The organism is Streptomyces scopuliridis RB72, assembly GCF_000718095.1.
GTDB lineage: Bacteria > Actinomycetota > Actinomycetes > Streptomycetales > Streptomycetaceae > Streptomyces > Streptomyces scopuliridis.
Genome location: NZ_JOEI01000035.1, coordinates 1 through 16,756, shown reverse-complemented (window position 1 = coordinate 16,756; position 16,756 = coordinate 1). Strand labels below are relative to the sequence as shown.

Sequence of the window (16,756 nt, the reverse complement as noted above, 5' to 3'; positions counted from 1 at the left end):
GGATCTGCCACCCCGTACGATCGGCGGCGTGGCAGGTCGGGCGCGTACCGCGGCAGGACGGCACGGCGCGTGGGGACGTACGGCCGTGCCGTGGCTCGCCGCGCTGCTGCTGGCGGCGGGCTGCACCGCCCCCGAGAAGGCCCCCGACACCGCCACCGACGCGATCGGGCGGACCCTGGAGCGCCGGGCCGCGGCCGTGATGGACCGGGACGAGGACGCGTATCTCGCCGTACTCGCCCCGTCCGCGCGGACCCTGCGCGCCACCGCGCACGAGGAGTTCGAGAACCTCGCGGACGTGCCCCTCGGCTCCTGGACGTACCACCTCACGGGCATCGAACGGACCGGCGACCGGGCCACCGTCCAGGCCGAACTGCGCTACCGCATCGCCGGCTACGACACTGCGCCGGTCTCCACGCCCCGCACGCTGGCGCTGGAGGAGCGCGGCGGACGCTGGTACGTGACCGGGGACCGGCCGGGCGCGGGCGGCGCCCCACAGCTCTGGCAGCAGGGCGAGGTACGGGCCGTACGCGGCGCCCACAGCCTCGTCCTCGGCGTCGGGGCGGGCGAGGCCGCCGGCGCGCGGCTGCGGGGGATCGCCGCCGCCGCCGACCGGGCCGTGCCCGCCGTGGACGACGCCTGGCCGGGCCCGTGGGCGCGCCGGGTGGTGCTGCTCGTGCCGGACTCCCTGGAGTCCATGGCCGGGCTGCTGGGGGCTCCCGCGGCCGGATACCGCGGCATCGCGGCGGTCACCACCGGCGAGGTCGGCTCACCGGGCGCGGCGCCCGCCGACCGGATCGTGGTGAACCCCGAGGCGTACGGCGCCCTGAGCAGCTATGGACAGCGGATCGTCCTCACCCACGAGACCACCCATGTCGCGACCCGCGCCGCCACCTCGGCCGCCACTCCGGCCTGGCTCTCGGAGGGCTTCGCCGACTGGGTCGCGTACCGGGGTACGGAGCGGACGGCCGGCGAGATCGCCCCCGAACTCCAGCGCGCCGTCCGCCGCGGGGAGACGCCCGCCCGGCTGCCGTCCGACGAGGACTTCGCCTTCGGCGGCGACGCCGAACGGCTGGCCCGCTCCTACGAGGGCGGCTGGCTGGCCTGCGAACTGATCGCCCGGGACTGGGGCGAGCGGCGGCTGACCGCCTTCTACCGGGCGGTCGGCGCGCACCCGGGGCGCGAAGGGGCGGTGGAGAAGGCGGCGCACGACGTGCTCTCCACCACGCCGGAGAACCTCACGGCACGTTGGCGCGACTTTGTGCGTCAGCGTCTGGCCTGACCGCGAGCGCGTCCCCGTCGCGCCGCCGGGGCCCGGAGACCGTGTCCCGCCACAGCCGCACACACGCGGTCAGGGTCGCCGCGACCAGCAGCCCGTTCCGTACGGCCAGCAGCAGGATGCCCAGCGGGTCGCCGGCCACCACATGCGAGAACAGCAGCGGGAATTCGAGCAGTGTCACGGCGGTCGCGGCCACCACCAGCCACGCGGGCAGGCCCATCCGGCTCGCCCGCAGCGTCAGACAGACGGCCGCCAGACCGACCAGCCAGAGCATGTACTGCGGACTGATCACCCGGCTCGTGGTGGTGAACAGCAGCACGGCCGCGAACGCCGCGTCGTACGGCGTGCCCGCGCTGAACGCGCGCGCCCTCAGCCGCCACACCAGCAGCCAGCCGAAGGCCAGGACGGTCAGCGCCAGCGCGGCGTTGCTGACCAGCGGGACATACGGCCCGACGAACTCCACCGAACCGTAGTTGAGCAGCACGCTCCCGTTCCAGCCGTAATGCCTCGCCACCTGGAAGACCAGCGCGCCCAGCGACTCGATCTCCGTGCCCCGGTCGCGCTGGAAGGTGAGGAACGCCAGCGCCCCGGGCATCGCGGCGGAACAGACCACCGCCAGCACGGCCGCCACCACCGCGGCCGTCGCCCAGGACCGCCGGGTGGCCCGGCCGCGCGGGGTGCCCACCAGCAGCAGGACCGGCCACACCTTCAGCAGCGCCCCGAACCCGGCGAGCGCCCCCATCAGCCGCGGCCGGCGCACCCCGGCGAGCAGGGCCGCGACCGCCACCGCCGTCACCATCAGGTCGTAGCGCGCGTACGCCGTCGGACCCAGCAGCGGCACCCCCGCCACCCACACCCACGCCCCCCGTATGGACCGGCCGCTCCGCCCGCCCGCGTACAGCAGCAGACCGAAGGCCACCGCGTCGCAGAGCAGCGCCAGCACGAAGAAGGCGGAGGCGTAACCGAGGAACGGCAGCACCGCCGGCGAGCCGATCGCCAGCGCCGCGGCCGGCGGATACTGCCAGGTCACATCGTCCAGCGGGTACGTGCCGGTCTTCAGCACCTCGTACCAGCCCTGGTAGATCACCGCGACATCGCCGGTGACGTCGGGCCCCGGCAGCGTGACGACCTTGAAGACGCAGAGCAGCAGCGCCGCCCTGGTGAGGGCCCACACCGCGACCGGGAACCGTGTGCCGTGCGCGCCCGCCATGACCGCCTCATCCTCGTCCGACTCGTACGTGACCGCGGGAGTCATGATGCCGGGCGGGGCTGTGCGGGAGCCACGAGGCAGGGCCGCCGGTGCGTTGGGTACTGTCTGCGGCGATGCACAAGACATTGATCGTGACCAATGACTTTCCGCCCAGGCCGGGGGGCATCCAGGCGTTCCTGCACAACATGGCGCTCCGTCTGGACCCCGATCAGCTCGTTGTCTACGCCTCCACCTGGAAGCGCGGGCGCGAGGGCGCGGAGGCGACGGCGGCGTTCGACGCGGAGCAGCCGTTCACCGTCGTACGCGACCGTACGACGATGCTGCTGCCGACCCCGCGCGTCACCCGCAGAGCCACCCGGCTGCTGCGCGAGCACGGCTGCGAGTCGGTCTGGTTCGGCGCGGCGGCCCCGCTCGGCCTGATGGCCCCCGCCCTGCGCGCGGCCGGCGCGCGGCGCCTGGTCGCCACCACGCACGGCCACGAGGCGGGCTGGGCCCAGCTGCCCGCCTCCCGGCAGCTGCTGCGCCGCATCGGCGAAGGTACGGACACGATCACCTACCTCGGCGAGTACACGCGCTCGCGCATCGCCGCCGCGCTCACCCCGGAGGCCGCGGCGCGCATGGTCCAACTGCCGCCCGGCGTCGACGAGAAGACCTTCCACCCGGGCTCGGGCGGCCACGCCATCCGCGAACGGCTCGGCCTCGCGGACCGGCCCGTCGTGGTCTGCGTCTCCCGGCTGGTCCCGCGCAAGGGCCAGGACACGCTGATCCTCGCGCTGCCCGCGATCCTGGCGCGGGTGCCGGACACGGTGCTGCTGATCGTGGGCGGCGGGCCGTACGAGGGGACACTGCGCAAGCTGGCGGCCGACACGGGCGTGGCCGACTCCGTACGCTTCACCGGCGCCGTCCCCTGGTCGGAACTGCCCGCCCACTTCGGCGCGGGCGACGTCTTCGCGATGCCGTGCCGCACCCGGCGCGGCGGGCTCGACGTCGAGGGCCTGGGGATCGTCTACCTGGAGGCGTCGGCGACGGGGCTTCCGGTGATCGCGGGGGACTCGGGCGGGGCGCCGGACGCGGTGCTTGAGGGGGAGACGGGGTGGGTGGTGCGCGGGGGGCCGCGGGGGGTGGCGTCGGCGGAGACGGCGGAGCGGGTGGTGGCGCTGCTGCTGGACGCGGAGCTGAGGCGGCGGATGGGGGAGCGGGGGCGGGACTGGGTGGAGGAGAGGTGGCGCTGGGACCTGCTGGCGTCGCGGCTCAAGTCGTTGCTTTAGCCGTCCGGCGTTGCGGGTTGCGGTCGCGTGTTCGTGGGCCGGAGGCCCCGGCACCCGGCACCCCCACAAGCCCGCACCCGGAGACCGGCCCAGGCCAAAGACCACCGCACCCGCACCCGGAAACCGGCCCGGACACCCGCACCACAACGGCCCCGCACCCGGAAACCGCTCCGGCCGAAACGAACCCCCCTCAGCCCTGATAAATCGCTTCGATTTCGTCGGCGAAGTCCTTGGACACCACGTTCCGCTTCAGCTTCAGCGACGGCGTAATGTGCCCCGCCTCCTCCGTGAACTGCCGCGTCAGCACCCGGAACTTCCGTACCGACTCCGCCTTCGACACCGCCGCGTTCCCCTCGTCCACCGCCCGTTGCACCTCCGCCAGCAGCTCCGGGTCCAGGCGCAGCGTCGCCGCCGTCGCGTCGGAGGGTTTGCCGTGGTCCTTGGCCCAGCGGGTCAGGAACTCCTCGTCCAGGGTGATGAGCGCGCCCACGAACGGCCGCCCGTCGCCGACGACCATGCACTCGGCGATCAGCGCGTGCGCCCGGATGCGGTCCTCGATGACGGCCGGGGCGACGTTCTTGCCGCCGGCGGTGACGAGGATCTCCTTCTTGCGGCCGGTGATCGCGAGGTAGCCGTCCTCGTCGAGCGTGCCGATGTCGCCGGTGTGGAACCAGCCGTCTGCGAGGGCCTCGGCGGTCGCCTCGGGGTTGTTCCAGTAGCCCGTGAACAGGTGCTCGCCGTGGAGCAGGACCTCGCCGTCGTCGGCGATGCGGATGACCGAGCCCGGCAGGGGCTGGCCGACCGTGCCGATCTTCTGCCGGTCCCACGGGTTGAAGGCCGTGGCCGCGCAGGATTCGGTGAGGCCGTAGCCCTCCAGCACCGTGAAGCCGATGCCCCGGTAGAAGTGGCCCAGCCGCTCGCCCAGCGGGGCGCCGCCCGAGATCGCGTACTCGCCGCGTCCGCCGAGGACCGCGCGGAGTTTGCCGTAGACGAGCTTGTCGAAGATCTTGTGCCGGATCCTCAGGCCGAGGGACGGGCCCTGCGGGGTGGACAGCGCGCGGCTGTACGCGATCGCCGTGTGCGCGGCCTTGTCGAAGATCCGGCCCTTGCCGTCCGCCTGGGCCTTGGCGCGGGCCGAGTTGTAGACCTTCTCGAAGACGCGGGGGACACCGAGGATCAGGGTCGGCCGGAAGGTCGCCAGGTCGTCGGTGAGGTTCTTGATGTCGGGCAGGCAGCCGAGCTTGATCGGTGCCATCACGGCCGCCACCTCGACCAGCCGCCCGAAGACATGCGCGGCGGGGAGGAAGAGCAGTACGGAGCACTCGCCCGTGCGGAAGAGGGGTTTGAGGCGTTCCACCGCGTTGCCGCACTCCGCGAAGAAGCTGCGGTGCGTCAGCACACAGCCCTTCGGGCGGCCGGTGGTGCCCGAGGTGTAGACGATGGTCGCCGGGTCGTCGGCCTTCGCGGTCGCGGCGCGCTCGTCGACCGTCGCGTCCGTGACCTCGGCGCCGGCGGCGGTCAGTTCCGCGACGGCGCCGTCGTCGATCTGCCAGACGTCGCGCAGGCCGGGCAGGCCGTCCCGTACCGACTCCACCCTGGCGGTGTGCTCCGGGCTCTCCACGATCGCCGCGACCGCGCCCGAGTCGCCGAGGATCCACTGCACCTGCTCGGCCGAGCTGGTCTCGTACACCGGGACGGTGACCGCGCCGGCGCTCCAGATCGCGAAGTCGAGCTGTACCCATTCGAAGCGGGTACGGGACATCAGTGCGACCCGGTCGCCGGGCTGGATGCCCGCCGCGATCAGCCCCTTGGCGGCGGCCCGTACCTCGGCGAGGAACTGGGTGGCGGTGACGTCCGTCCAGGCGCCCGCCACCTTGCGGCCGAGGACCGCGACATCGGGGTGCTGCGCGGCATTGCGGCGGATGAGATCCGTCAGGTTGCCGTCCGAGGGGACCTCGTACAGGGCCGGAAGGCTGAACTCGCGCAAGACTGCTGCTCCTCATCGGGCGCCGGCGCCACGGCTTTGTGCGCGCCGGCTGCGGTCCAAGATCGGGCAGGTGCTCGATGGGGCGAGCACGACTGGACTGCCCGGACGTTACCCATCGGTACTGACTTACCGATAGAGGGTCCCGGCCAGATGTTCCGTGCGTCACACGTACTGTGCGGTACTTCGCGCAGAGTAGTCCACACCTCCGACACCGTGGAAGGAACCGCAGGTCCGGCCCCTCTACCAAGGGCGGAATCGGGGTTCTAGGGTGATCGTCATGCGAGGTATGCGAGTCAATGTGATCAGTGATGTCCATGGGAACGAGCGGGCTCTCGCGAAGGCCGGTGACGGCGCCGACGCCCTGATCTGTCTCGGTGATCTCGTTCTTTTCCTGGACTACGCGGACCACTCGCGCGGCATCTTCCCCGACCTCTTCGGCGTCGAGAACGCCGACCGGATCGTGGCGCTGCGCACCGCCCGCCGCTTCGACGAGGCACGGGAGTTCGGCCGGGAGCTGTGGGCGGGGCTCGGACTCGATCCCAAGGCCGCCATCGAGCAGGGCGTGCGGCGCCAGTACGCCGAATTGTTCGCGGTGCTCCCCACCCCGACGTACGCCACATACGGCAATGTCGATATCCCCGACCTCTGGCCGGAGTACGCGCGGCCGGGCACCACCGTGCTGGACGGTGAGCGGGTGGAGCTGGGCGGCCGGGTCTTCGGCTTCGTCGGCGGCGGGCTGCGTACCCCCATGAGCACCCCGTACGAGATCTCCGACGAGGAGTACGCGGCCAAGGTCGAGGCGCTCGGCGAGGTGGATGTGCTGTGCTCGCACATTCCGCCCGACGTGCCCGAGCTGACGTACGACACGGTCGCCCGCCGCTTCGAGCGCGGCAGCACCGCGCTGCTGGACGCCATCCGCCGTACGAAGCCGCGGTACTCCCTGTTCGGGCATGTCCATCAGCCGCTGGCCCGCCGGATGCGTATCGGCGCCACGGAGTGCGTGAACGTGGGGCACTTCGCGTCGACCGGGCGGCCGTGGGCCATGGAATGGTGACCGGCGCACTCGCGATAGCCTGCACCACACATATCCAGAAGCCGGGACAGCCCCAGCACCGGAGGAGCACGGCGATGGCGGAACACACCAGTTCGAGCATCACGATCGAGGCGGCACCGGCCGACGTCATGGGCGTGATCGCCGACTTCGACCGCTACCCCGAGTGGACCGGCGAGGTGAAGGAGGCCGAGGTGCTGGCCACCGACAGCCGGGGCCGTGCCGAGCAGGTCAGGCTGGTGCTGGACGCCGGAGCGATCAAGGACGACCACACCCTCGCCTACACCTGGACCGGCGACAACGAGGTCAGCTGGACGCTGGTGAAGTCCCAGATGCTGCGCGCCCTCGACGGCTCGTATCTGCTGACGCCGGCCGGGTCCGGCACCGAGGTCACCTACCGGCTGACCGTCGACGTCAAGATCCCGATGCTCGGCATGATCAAGCGCAAGGCCGAGAAGGTCATCATCGACCGGGCCCTCGCGGGTCTCAAGAAGCGCGTCGAATCCGTCCCCGGAGCCTGACGCCGATGCGTACGGTCCTCGTCACCGGCCCCGGCGGGGCGGGCCGTACGACCATCGCCGCCGCCACCGCGCTCGCCGCCGCCCGGCGCGGCCGACGTGTCCTGCTGCTCTCGGCCGACCCGCTCGGCGATGTCCTCGGCACGCCCGCCGGGTCGCCGGAGGACCCCGCTCCGGTACGGGACGGCCTGTGGGCCGCGCGCGTCGACTCCGGCGCGCACTTCCGTACGGAGACGCTCGCCTTCCAGGAGCGGGCCGCCACCGCGCTCGAACTCCTCGGCGCCCGCAAGCTGGCCGGTGAGGAACTCACCGAACTGCCGGGCAGCGAACAGTCCGCCCTGCTGCACGCCCTGCGCCGGGCCGCGTCCGGGGACTGGGACGTCCTCGTCGTCGACCTGCCGCCGCTGCGCGACGCCCTGGCCCTGCTCGCCCTGCCCGGGCAACTGCGCCGCTATCTGCGCCGACTGCTGCCCCAGGAGCGGCAGGCCGCCCGCGCGCTGCGCCCGATGATGGCCCAGCTCGCCGGGATACCCATGCCCGCGCAGTGGCTGTACGAGACGGCCGCCCGGTGGGACGCCGAGCTGGCCGCCGTCCAGTCGCTCATCGAGGACCCCGCGACGACCCTGCGGCTGGTCGCCGAGCCGGGGCCCGCGGCGGCCGAGGCCCTGCGCGCCGCCCGCGCCGGGATCGCGCTGTACGGACTGCGCGTCGACGCGCTCGTACCCAACCGGATACTGCCCGGCGACGCCGCGGACCCCTGGCTCGCGACGCTCGTCGCCCAGCAGCGCAAGTGTCTCGACGAGTGGCACGAGGGATGGCCGCCCGGGATGCCCGTCCACGCGGTGGGTCATCTGGGCCGCGATCCGCGCGGCCTCGACGACCTCGCCCTTCTCGACAGCGCGCCCGAGGGCGCCGCCGGGACCCCCGTCGAGGACCCCTGGCCGGTCGAGGACCGGCTCGCCGAGGAGAATCTGCTCGTCTGGTGCCTGCCACTGCCCGGCGCGGTCAAGAGCGAGCTCGCGCTGGTACGCAGGGACGATGAACTCCTGCTCACCGTCGGCCCGTTCCGCCGAATCGTTCCGCTGCCGTCCGCGCTCCGCCGCTGCAGCGTCACCGGCGCGGCCCTCACGGACGGCGTGCTGCGGGTGAGATTCACCCCCGACCCCGACCTGTGGCCGCGCGGGCACTGAACGACGTACCTCCGTTCGGGTACCGTCGAAGGTACGAACCCTTCCGCTGCCCATGGCGGAAGACCCTGTCTCTGACGCAGGAGTGCCGCATGAGCGATGCCACCGAGCGCCCCGCCGCCGACTCGGACGCCTGGGCCACGGCATGCGCCGAGGATCTGGAGGCCGAGAAGGCGCGTCGCCGCGCCACCTACGGACCGCAGCCAGGCTCCGCCACCGAGGAACTGCGCAAGCTGGTCGACGCCGTCGCCGACAAGGTCTCCGCGCTGCCGGGCCCGCTGTTCGGGGTGGCCGCGCAGGGCGCCGTTCAGCAGTTCATCAACCAGGCCAAGGCGGCCGTCGAGCCGGTCATCGAGCGCAACCCCGGAGTCTTCGACCATCTCGCCGCCGCGGGCAATGAACTGCTCGCCGCGTACCGCTCCGCCGTCGAGTCCCAGGAAGCCCGCTGGACCCAGGGAACGCCTCCGTCCACCGGCGCCGTACGGGAGACCGAGAAGGCCGGCGATCCCACCGACCCGAGGGACGAAGGCCCTGGTCCGGACGGCCGGATCGACCTGGACTGACCGCCGGGCGGACAGCGATATCCGTGGCCGGACCGGCCGGGCCGGTGCCCGCCCTCGGGTACGGTTGGCCTTAGCGGGGCTCGACCGAAAACTGAGGGACACATGGGACTCACCATCGGCGTCGACATCGGCGGCACGAAGATCGCGGCCGGCGTGGTCGACGAAGAGGGCACCATCCTGGAAACGCACAAGGTACCCACTCCGCCGACCGCCGAAGGCATCGTGGACGCGATCTGCGCCGCGGTCTCCGGTGCCGGCGAGGGGCACCAGATCGAGGCCGTCGGCATCGGTGCCGCCGGTTATGTGGACGACAAGCGCGCGACCGTCCTCTTCGCGCCGAACATCAACTGGCGTCACGAACCGCTCAAGGACAAGGTCGAGCAGCGGGTCGGACTGCCGGTCGTCGTGGAGAACGACGCCAACGCCGCCGCCTGGGGCGAGTACCGGTTCGGCGCCGGGCAGGGCCACGACGACGTCATCTGCATCACGCTCGGCACGGGGCTCGGCGGCGGCATCATCATCGGCAACAAGCTGCGCCGCGGACGCTTCGGTGTGGCCGCCGAGTTCGGGCACATCCGGGTCGTGCCCGACGGGCTGCTGTGCGGTTGCGGCAGCCAGGGCTGCTGGGAGCAGTACGCGTCAGGGCGTGCTCTCGTCCGGTACGCCAGGCAGCGCGCCAACGCGACGCCGGAGAACGCCGGGACGCTCCTCGGTCTCGGCGACGGCACCCCGGAGGGCATCGAGGGCAGGCACATCAGCGCGGCGGCCCGCGCCGGTGACCCCGTCGCCATCGACTCCTTCCGTGAGCTGGCCCGTTGGGCGGGTGCCGGTCTCGCCGACCTGGCCTCGCTCTTCGACCCGTCCGCGTTCATCGTCGGCGGCGGGGTGTCGGACGAGGGCGAGCTGGTCCTCGACCCGATCCGCAAGTCCTTCCGGCGCTGGCTGATCGGCGGCGAGTGGCGTCCGCACGCGCAGGTGCTCGCGGCCCAACTGGGCGGCGAGGCAGGGCTCGTGGGAGCCGCGGACCTGGCCCGACAGGGCTGACTCAGCACGATCGCGCCCGCCGTCACCGTGTCCTCGGTGCGGCGGGCGCCGTCATGTCCGGGCGCGCTGGTGTCGGCGTGTACGGCCGTCCCCGCCTGCCGATATCTTGGCGGCATGGCGATGCCCACGCTGCCCGACTCCCGTACCGAGCCGGATGGTTCCACGGTGATCCGGGTACTCAGCTACAACATCCGGTCGATGCGCGACGACAACGAGGCGCTGGCCCGGGTGATCAGGGCCTGCGCGCCCGATCTGGTCTTCGTCCAGGAGGCGCCGCGGTTCTTCCGCTGGCGCAAACGCGCGGCCTGGCTGGCGGCGCACACCGATCTCGTGGTGCTCAGCGGCGGCGCCACCGCGGCGGGACCGCTGCTGCTCTGCTCGCTGCGCGCCACGGTCGAGCGGACGGAGGACCTCCTGCTGCCGCTCACCCCGGGCCTGCACCGACGGGGATTCGCGACGGCGGTGGTACGGATCGGCGGCGCCCGGATCGGGCTGCTCAGCTGTCATCTGAGCCTCCAGTCCGCTGAGCGTGACGCGCAGGCGGGGATGGTGCTCGACCGGCTCAAGGCCATGGACGTGCCGCACACGATTGTCGCCGGAGACCTCAACGACCGCCCCACCGGCCGTAGTTTCCGGCTGCTGGCCGGGGAACTCCAGGACTGCTGGGCCCTCGCGCCCTGGGGCGACGAGTACACCTCGCCCGCCGAGCACCCACGCCGGCGTATTGACGCGATCTTCGCCACGCACGGCATCGAGGTGCTCGGCTGCGGGGTGCCACGCGATCTGCCCGGCCTCGACGAGGCGGACCTGAGGGCGGCGACGGATCACCTTCCGGTGCTGGCCGCCCTCCGCGTACCGGCGTCCTGAATCTGCCGCGCCCGTCAGACCATGGCGCCCGTCAGACCACCGCGCCGCGCCCCGGGTCGTCGCTCTCGTCGTCGTCATGCTTCATCCGCGCCACCAACGTGACGAAACCACCGAGGAAGCCGCCGATACAGAGCGTGCTCAGCCACCACGTCATGTCCCACCGCAGCAGAACGGCGACCAGCATCAGCACCGGGCCGCCGATCACCGCGAGCCAGGCGAATCTGGCCGTCGCGTCGGACTCCGGCAGCGGCGGCGGCTCCGGCGGGACGAAATGGCCCTCGTCGCTCTCGTCGAGGTCGTCCTCCCGCGCCTCGGCCAGCTGGTAGTCCCGCGGCCCGCCGACGCCAGGCGCGAAGGTCACCGAACCGCCCAGCGTGGGCTTCCCGTCCTCGGCGTCCGGATCGGGCTCCTTCTCGGCCTTGTTCTCCGGCTTCTTCTCGGGGGGCTTGCCCAGCTTCTTGTCCGGAGCCGCCGCCTCCGGCTCGGCCCCCGGGCCCGTACTGTTGCGCTCGCTCTCCAGCAGCGCCTGATCGTCCACCGACTTGAACGGCTTGGCGCCCGGCGGATCCGCCGGCTCCTCGCCGTACCCGGCCACGATCGCCGCCCAGGCCGCGTCCTCGTCGATCGGCTGCGGCTCGCGGTCCGCGTCATGCTCAGCCACCGGTGGTGCTCCCCTTCTTCCCGACACTCGGAGCGAGCCGGCCGATGAACGCGTGACTCTCCTCGAAAATCCGCTCCGCGTCATGGTCCAACGTCGCCACGTGGTAGCTCTGTTCCAACAGGACCTCACGGATATCCACCGACGAGACCCGGGACAGGATCCTGGCCGAGTCGGCCGGCGGCACCACATGGTCCCGGGAGCTGTGCAGCAGCAGCAACGGCTGGGTGACCTGCGGCAGATCCGTGTCCACCAGCCGGAAGAAATTCCGCAGTGAGTACGCGGCGTGCAGCGGCACCCGGTCGTAACCCAGCTCCCGCGCACCCTCCTTGGCGATATCGCTCGTCAGGCCCTTGGTCGTCGGAACCAGATGACGGATCACGGGCAGCGCGTACGCCGCCGCTCCGTGCACCTTGATCCCGGGGTTGACCACCACGACCCCGGTGACCTCCCCGCCGTGCTTGGCCGCCAGCCGCAGCGCCAGCGCCCCGCCCATGGAGAGCCCCAGGACGAAGACCTGCGCACACCGCTCCAGCAGCTCCCGCAGCGCCCGGTCCACCTCCGCGTACCAGTCCTGCCAGCCGGTGACCTGCATGTCCTGCCAGCGCGTGCCGTGCCCGGGGAGCAGCGGCAGCGATACGGTCAGCCCGCGCTCGGCCAGGTACTCGGCCCAGGGGCGCAGCGACTGCGGGGAACCGGTGAATCCGTGGCAGAGAAGGACACCGACCTCGCCGCCCTCATGGCGGTACGGCTCGGCTCCGGGAAGGACCGGCACCGGGGTCTCCTGTTCGTGAGGATCGGACGATGTACTTCACCGTACGCGACCGGACCGACACCGACCAGATCCGTCGGGCACCCATGAAGGAGAGTGCGCGGGCCCCACGGGTTAAGGTCAGTGCGACAGCACACAGGAGGCATTCGAGTTGATCTACGGCGCCATGAAGTTCTCCATCGGAGGGTCGCTGAAGCTTGCCTTCAGGCCCTGGGTGGAGGGCCTGGAGAACATTCCCGCCGACGGTCCGGCGATCCTCGCGAGCAACCATCTCTCGTTCTCGGACTCGTTCTTCCTCCCGGCCGTGCTCGACCGCAAGGTCACCTTTATCGCCAAGGCCGAGTACTTCACCTCGCCCGGAGTGAAGGGCAAGCTCACCGCCGCCTTCTTCAAGGGCGTGGGACAGCTGCCGGTGGACCGCTCGGGCGCGCGCGGCGCGGGCGAGGCCGCGATCCAGAGCGGCATAAAGGTCCTGGCGAACGGTGAACTCTTCGGTATCTACCCGGAGGGCACCCGCTCGCCCGACGGCCGCCTCTACCGCGGCAAGCCCGGTGGCCTCGCGCGCGTGGCGCTCGCCTCCGGTGCGCCGGTCATCCCGGTCGCCATGATCGACACGGAGAAGATCCAGCCGCCCGGCAAGGTCGTCCCGAAGCTGATGCGCCCGGGGATCAGGATCGGCAAGCCGCTGGACTTCACCCGCTACCAGGGCATGGAGGGCGACCGGTTCATCCTGCGTTCGGTCACCGACCAGGTGATGTACGAGATCATGAAGCTCTCGGGCCAGGAGTATGTCGACATCTACGCGACGGCGGCCAAGCGCCAACTCGCGGAGGCGGCGAAGGCGGCGGACACCGGCGGGGAGTGAGCCGGAGGCGAACGGGCCGCAGCGGAACAAGGGGGGCGAGTGGCCAGGCGCGAGCGCGTCGTACGGATGTCCGTGGAGCAGCCGCTGTGGCGGGCGCTGACCGCGTACCGCGCGCTGACGATGGTCTACGCGGTCCTGATCTTCATCTTCGAGCGCGAGCGGTTCGAACGCCCCTGGATCGCCGCCGGTTTCCTCGCGTTCCTGGCCGTATGGACCCTCGCCACGCTCCCCAGAGTGGCCAACGCCGTCAGCTGCACCAAGCGCTTCCTCGTCGCCGATCTGACCGTCGCGGTCACCGGCATCCTGCTCACGCCGCTCGCCGACACCCATGCCCAGCAGATCGACGGCCCCACCCTGCCGTCGATATGGGCCGCGGGCTCGGTCCTCGCCTTCGCCATCAAGGGCGGCTGGCGCTGGGCCGCGGTCGCGTCCTCCGTCGTGGCCGTCGCCAACCTCATCGAGCGCGCGCACCCCAGCCGGGACACGCTCCACAATGTCCTGCTCGTCTGGGTCGCCTCCATCGCCATCGGATACGTCGTCGAGGTCGCCCGCGCCTCCGAACGCACCCTCGCCCGCGCCCTGGAGATCGAGGCCGCGACCCGGGAGCGCGAACGGCTGGCCCGTGACATCCACGACAGCGTCCTCCAGGTGCTCGCGATGGTGCAGCGGCGCGGTACGGCGCTGGGCGGCGAGGCCGCCGAACTGGGCCGGCTGGCGGGGGAGCAGGAGATCGCCCTGCGCACCCTGGTCTCCAGCGGACTGGTGCCCGCCTCCCGCGCGTCCCAGGACACGGCGGTCCGTACGGCCGGCCAGGACGACGAGCCGTGCGACCTGCGCACGCTCCTCGCGCCGTACGCCGGTTCACGGATCACCTTCTCGGAACCGGGCGCTCCGGTCCTGCTGCCGCCGGCCGCCGCCGAGGAACTGGCGGCCGCTGTCAGTGCCGCCCTGGACAATGTCCGCAGACACGCGGGCGCCGACGCCCACGCCTGGCTCCTGGTCGAGGAGTGGCCGGACGAAGTGATCGTGACCGTACGGGACGACGGCCCCGGCATCCCGGAGGGCCGGCTCGCCCAGGCCGAGGGGGAGGGCCGGCTCGGCGTCGCCCTCTCGATCCGCGGCCGGCTGCGGGACCTGGGCGGCACGGCCGAGCTGATCTCGGTGCCGGGACAGGGCACGGAAGTCGAGTTGAAGGTTCCACGGGGGGAGACACAGCGATGAGTGAACAGACCGACCCGATCAGGGTGATGGTGGTCGACGACCACCCGATGTGGCGCGACGCCGTCGCCCGCGATCTGGAGGCGGCCGGCTTCGAGGTGGTCGCGACCGCCGAGGACGGCCCGCAGGCGGTGCGCCGCGCGAAGGCCACCACCCCGCGGGTGCTCGTCCTCGACCTCAACTTGCCCGGTATGCCCGGCGTTCAGGTCTGCAAGGAGCTGGTCGGCTTCCTTCCCGGACTCCGCGTCCTGGTGCTCTCCGCCAGCGGCGAGCACGCCGATGTCCTGGAGGCGGTGAAGTCCGGCGCGACCGGCTATCTGCTCAAGTCGGCCCGTACGGAAGACCTGATCGACGCCGTACACCGCACCGCCGTCGGCGACCCGGTCTTCACCCCCGGCCTCGCGGGCCTGGTGCTCGGCGAATACCGCAGACTCGCCTCCGAGCCCGCGCCCGCCGCCCCCGACGAACCCAAGGCCCCGGAACTGACCGAGCGCGAGACCGAAGTGCTGCGGCTGGTCGCCAAGGGCCTCTCGTACAAACAGATCGCCGAACGCCTGGTCATCTCGCACCGCACCGTGCAGAACCATGTGCAGAACACCCTCGGCAAGCTCCAACTCCACAACCGCGTCGAGCTGGTGCGGTACGCCATCGAACGCGGCCTCGACGACGTCTGAGCCGGCCCGCCCCCGGAGAATCCTCACAAGCCTCCATCCGCCCTCTGGTGTAACGCAATTGACCCTGCGCACCATGCCGGAGTGACCTGAGTCACCCTTCCTGTGGCCCGGGTACCCGATCGATGGCGAAGGGGAGTGTTTTCCATGCGCGTCGGAGTACTGACCGGGGGCGGCGACTGTCCCGGGCTCAACGCGGTCATCCGCGGCATCGTACGCAAGGGTGTCCAGGAATACGGCTACGAATTCACCGGGTTCAGGGACGGCTGGCGAGGACCGCTGGACGACGACACCCTACGGCTCGACATCCCCGCGGTACGCGGCATCCTGCCCCGCGGCGGCACCATCCTCGGCTCCTCGCGCACCAACCCCCTCAAGTCCGAGGACGGCGTCCGCCGCATCAGGGAGACCCTCGCCGCGCACGGCGTCGACGCGCTGATCGTGATCGGCGGCGAGGACACCCTCGGGGTGGCGGCCCAGCTCTCCGACACCCACGGCATCCCCTGCGTCGGCGTACCCAAGACCATCGACAACGACCTCTCGGCCACGGACTACACCTTCGGCTTCGACACCGCGGTCGGCATCGCCACCGAGGCGATCGACCGGCTGCACACCACCGCCGAATCCCATATGCGCGTCCTGGTCTGCGAGGTGATGGGCCGCCACGCGGGCTGGATCGCCCTCCACTCCGGCCTGGCCGGCGGCGCGAACGTCATCCTCATACCGGAGCAGCGCTTCGACGTCGACCAGGTCTGTGCCTGGGTGACGTCCCGGTTCAAGGCGTCGTACGCCCCGATCGTCGTCGTGGCGGAGGGCGCGATGCCGAAGGACGGCGACCTGGTCCTCAAGGACGGCACGCTGGACTCCTTCGGCCATGTCCGGCTGTCGGGCGTCGGCGAATGGCTGGCCAAGGAGATCGAACGCCGCACGGGCAAGGAGGCCAGGACGACGGTACTCGGCCACGTCCAACGCGGCGGCACCCCCAGCGCCTTCGACCGCTGGCTGGCCACGCGCTTCGGCCTGCACGCGATCGAGGCGGTACGCGACGGCGACTACGGCACGATGGTCGCGCTGCGGGGTACGGACATAGTCCGCGTCCCGATCTCGGAGGCGACGGCCCAACTGAAGACGGTGCGGCCGGAGTTGTACGACGAGGCGGGGGTGTTCTTCGGCTAGCTGTGGGCCGAGGCCGGTTTCCGGGTGCGGGTGGTTCGGTCCTTTACGGCGCGCAGCTGGCCTGACGATGGGTTCGGGCGGTCACGCGCCACAAATCACGCTTTAGTGTCCCGGACACGACCCCTGCGCGCCCCCCTTCACCGCCCGCACAAGCAACGGGTCCGTGCGCGAGGGCGGGCAGGGGAGGCGGCGGCGATCTCCCGCACCCGGCCTCACCAGGGCAGCGAGCGGCGGGGCCCGCTGGCCAACGCGCCCTTACTGGGCCGGCGAATGACCGGGGCCACGGGCCGCACCCGCCCCCGATCCCCAGCCGGGCGGTGGGTCGCGGGGGACCGCCGGGGGGAGGGGGTCGGGGTCGGAGGAGGTGCGTGTCCGGACGTAAAGCGTCGCAGCTCGCGCGAAGCGCGGTGAGGAAAGCAGTCCGG

At 71.9% G+C, this 16,756-nt stretch carries 16 protein-coding genes; 12 read left to right on the top strand and 4 right to left on the bottom strand.

Translation table 11 applies throughout. The features are described 5' to 3' along the window. The first annotated feature begins 28 nt into the window (after positions 1–28). Positions 29–1,279, top strand: a complete 1,251-nt coding sequence (locus IF11_RS0132640; RefSeq protein WP_425315202.1) for a hypothetical protein — start codon at positions 29–31, stop codon at positions 1,277–1,279. On the opposite strand, the gene IF11_RS0132635 is transcribed toward IF11_RS0132640, so the two are convergent. Continuing rightward, positions 1,236–2,486: a glycosyltransferase 87 family protein gene (locus tag IF11_RS0132635; protein WP_037729178.1), complete on the bottom strand. Its 1,251-nt coding sequence runs from the start codon at positions 2,484–2,486 to the stop codon at positions 1,236–1,238. The genes IF11_RS0132640 and IF11_RS0132635 overlap by 44 nt on opposite strands. Before the next feature lie 113 nt (positions 2,487–2,599). Between IF11_RS0132635 and IF11_RS0132630 the strand changes: the two genes are divergently transcribed. Then, positions 2,600–3,754 carry a glycosyltransferase family 4 protein gene (locus IF11_RS0132630; protein ID WP_030355404.1) on the top strand — a complete coding sequence of 385 codons (1,155 nt, stop codon included), beginning with the start codon at positions 2,600–2,602 and terminating at the stop codon, positions 3,752–3,754. 190 nt (positions 3,755–3,944) lie between these two features. On the opposite strand, the gene IF11_RS0132625 is transcribed toward IF11_RS0132630, so the two are convergent. Continuing rightward, a complete protein-coding gene (locus IF11_RS0132625; RefSeq protein ID WP_030355403.1) occupies positions 3,945–5,741 on the bottom strand; it encodes an AMP-dependent synthetase/ligase in 1,797 nt (598 codons plus the stop codon). Positions 5,742–6,027: 286 nt separating this feature from the next. Here IF11_RS0132625 and IF11_RS0132620 point away from each other — a divergent pair, with 286 nt between their 5' ends. The 6 genes from IF11_RS0132620 to IF11_RS0132595 all read left to right on the top strand — a co-directional run bounded on the left by IF11_RS0132620 (position 6,028) and on the right by IF11_RS0132595 (position 10,971). Beyond that, complete coding sequence (locus tag IF11_RS0132620) at positions 6,028–6,795, top strand: metallophosphoesterase family protein (protein WP_030355402.1); 768 nt, start codon at positions 6,028–6,030, stop codon at positions 6,793–6,795. 74 nt (positions 6,796–6,869) lie between these two features. Then, positions 6,870–7,313, top strand: coding sequence for an SRPBCC family protein (locus IF11_RS0132615; protein WP_030355401.1), 444 nt, complete (start codon positions 6,870–6,872; stop codon positions 7,311–7,313). Between the two features lie 5 nt (positions 7,314–7,318). Beyond that, a complete protein-coding gene (locus IF11_RS0132610) occupies positions 7,319–8,500 on the top strand; it encodes an ArsA family ATPase (RefSeq protein WP_030355400.1) in 1,182 nt (393 codons plus the stop codon). Positions 8,501–8,589: 89 nt separating this feature from the next. Then, on the top strand, positions 8,590–9,060 hold the full coding sequence (locus IF11_RS0132605) for a DUF5304 domain-containing protein (protein WP_030355399.1): 471 nt from the start codon (positions 8,590–8,592) through the stop codon (positions 9,058–9,060). Between the two features lie 102 nt (positions 9,061–9,162). Further along, on the top strand, positions 9,163–10,104 hold the full coding sequence (locus tag IF11_RS0132600; protein ID WP_030355398.1) for an ROK family glucokinase: 942 nt from the start codon (positions 9,163–9,165) through the stop codon (positions 10,102–10,104). A gap of 114 nt (positions 10,105–10,218) precedes the next feature. Then, entirely contained in the window at positions 10,219–10,971 is a 753-nt protein-coding gene (locus tag IF11_RS0132595; RefSeq protein WP_030355397.1) for an endonuclease/exonuclease/phosphatase family protein, read from the top strand. A 31-nt stretch (positions 10,972–11,002) separates the two neighbouring features. On the opposite strand, the gene IF11_RS0132590 is transcribed toward IF11_RS0132595, so the two are convergent. Continuing rightward, a complete protein-coding gene (locus IF11_RS0132590; RefSeq protein WP_407706456.1) occupies positions 11,003–11,716 on the bottom strand; it encodes a hypothetical protein in 714 nt (237 codons plus the stop codon). Continuing rightward, a complete protein-coding gene (locus IF11_RS0132585) occupies positions 11,625–12,404 on the bottom strand; it encodes an alpha/beta hydrolase (RefSeq protein ID WP_030355395.1) in 780 nt (259 codons plus the stop codon). The genes IF11_RS0132590 and IF11_RS0132585 overlap by 92 nt, the downstream gene beginning before the upstream one ends. 148 nt (positions 12,405–12,552) lie before the next feature. On the opposite strand from IF11_RS0132585, the gene IF11_RS0132580 reads away from it, so the two are divergent. The 4 genes from IF11_RS0132580 (at position 12,553) to IF11_RS0132565 (ending at position 16,331) form a co-directional block, all read left to right on the top strand. Continuing rightward, positions 12,553–13,266 (top strand): lysophospholipid acyltransferase family protein, encoded by a 714-nt coding sequence (locus IF11_RS0132580; protein ID WP_030355394.1) that lies wholly within the window; start codon positions 12,553–12,555, stop codon positions 13,264–13,266. 39 nt (positions 13,267–13,305) lie between these two features. Beyond that, entirely contained in the window at positions 13,306–14,487 is a 1,182-nt protein-coding gene (macS, locus tag IF11_RS0132575; RefSeq protein ID WP_030355393.1) for a MacS family sensor histidine kinase, read from the top strand. Then, positions 14,484–15,158 (top strand): response regulator, encoded by a 675-nt coding sequence (locus IF11_RS0132570; protein WP_030355392.1) that lies wholly within the window; start codon positions 14,484–14,486, stop codon positions 15,156–15,158. The genes macS and IF11_RS0132570 overlap by 4 nt, the downstream gene beginning before the upstream one ends. 144 nt (positions 15,159–15,302) lie before the next feature. Then, on the top strand, positions 15,303–16,331 hold the full coding sequence (locus IF11_RS0132565; protein ID WP_030355391.1) for a 6-phosphofructokinase: 1,029 nt from the start codon (positions 15,303–15,305) through the stop codon (positions 16,329–16,331). Positions 16,332–16,756: the final 425 nt, after the last annotated feature.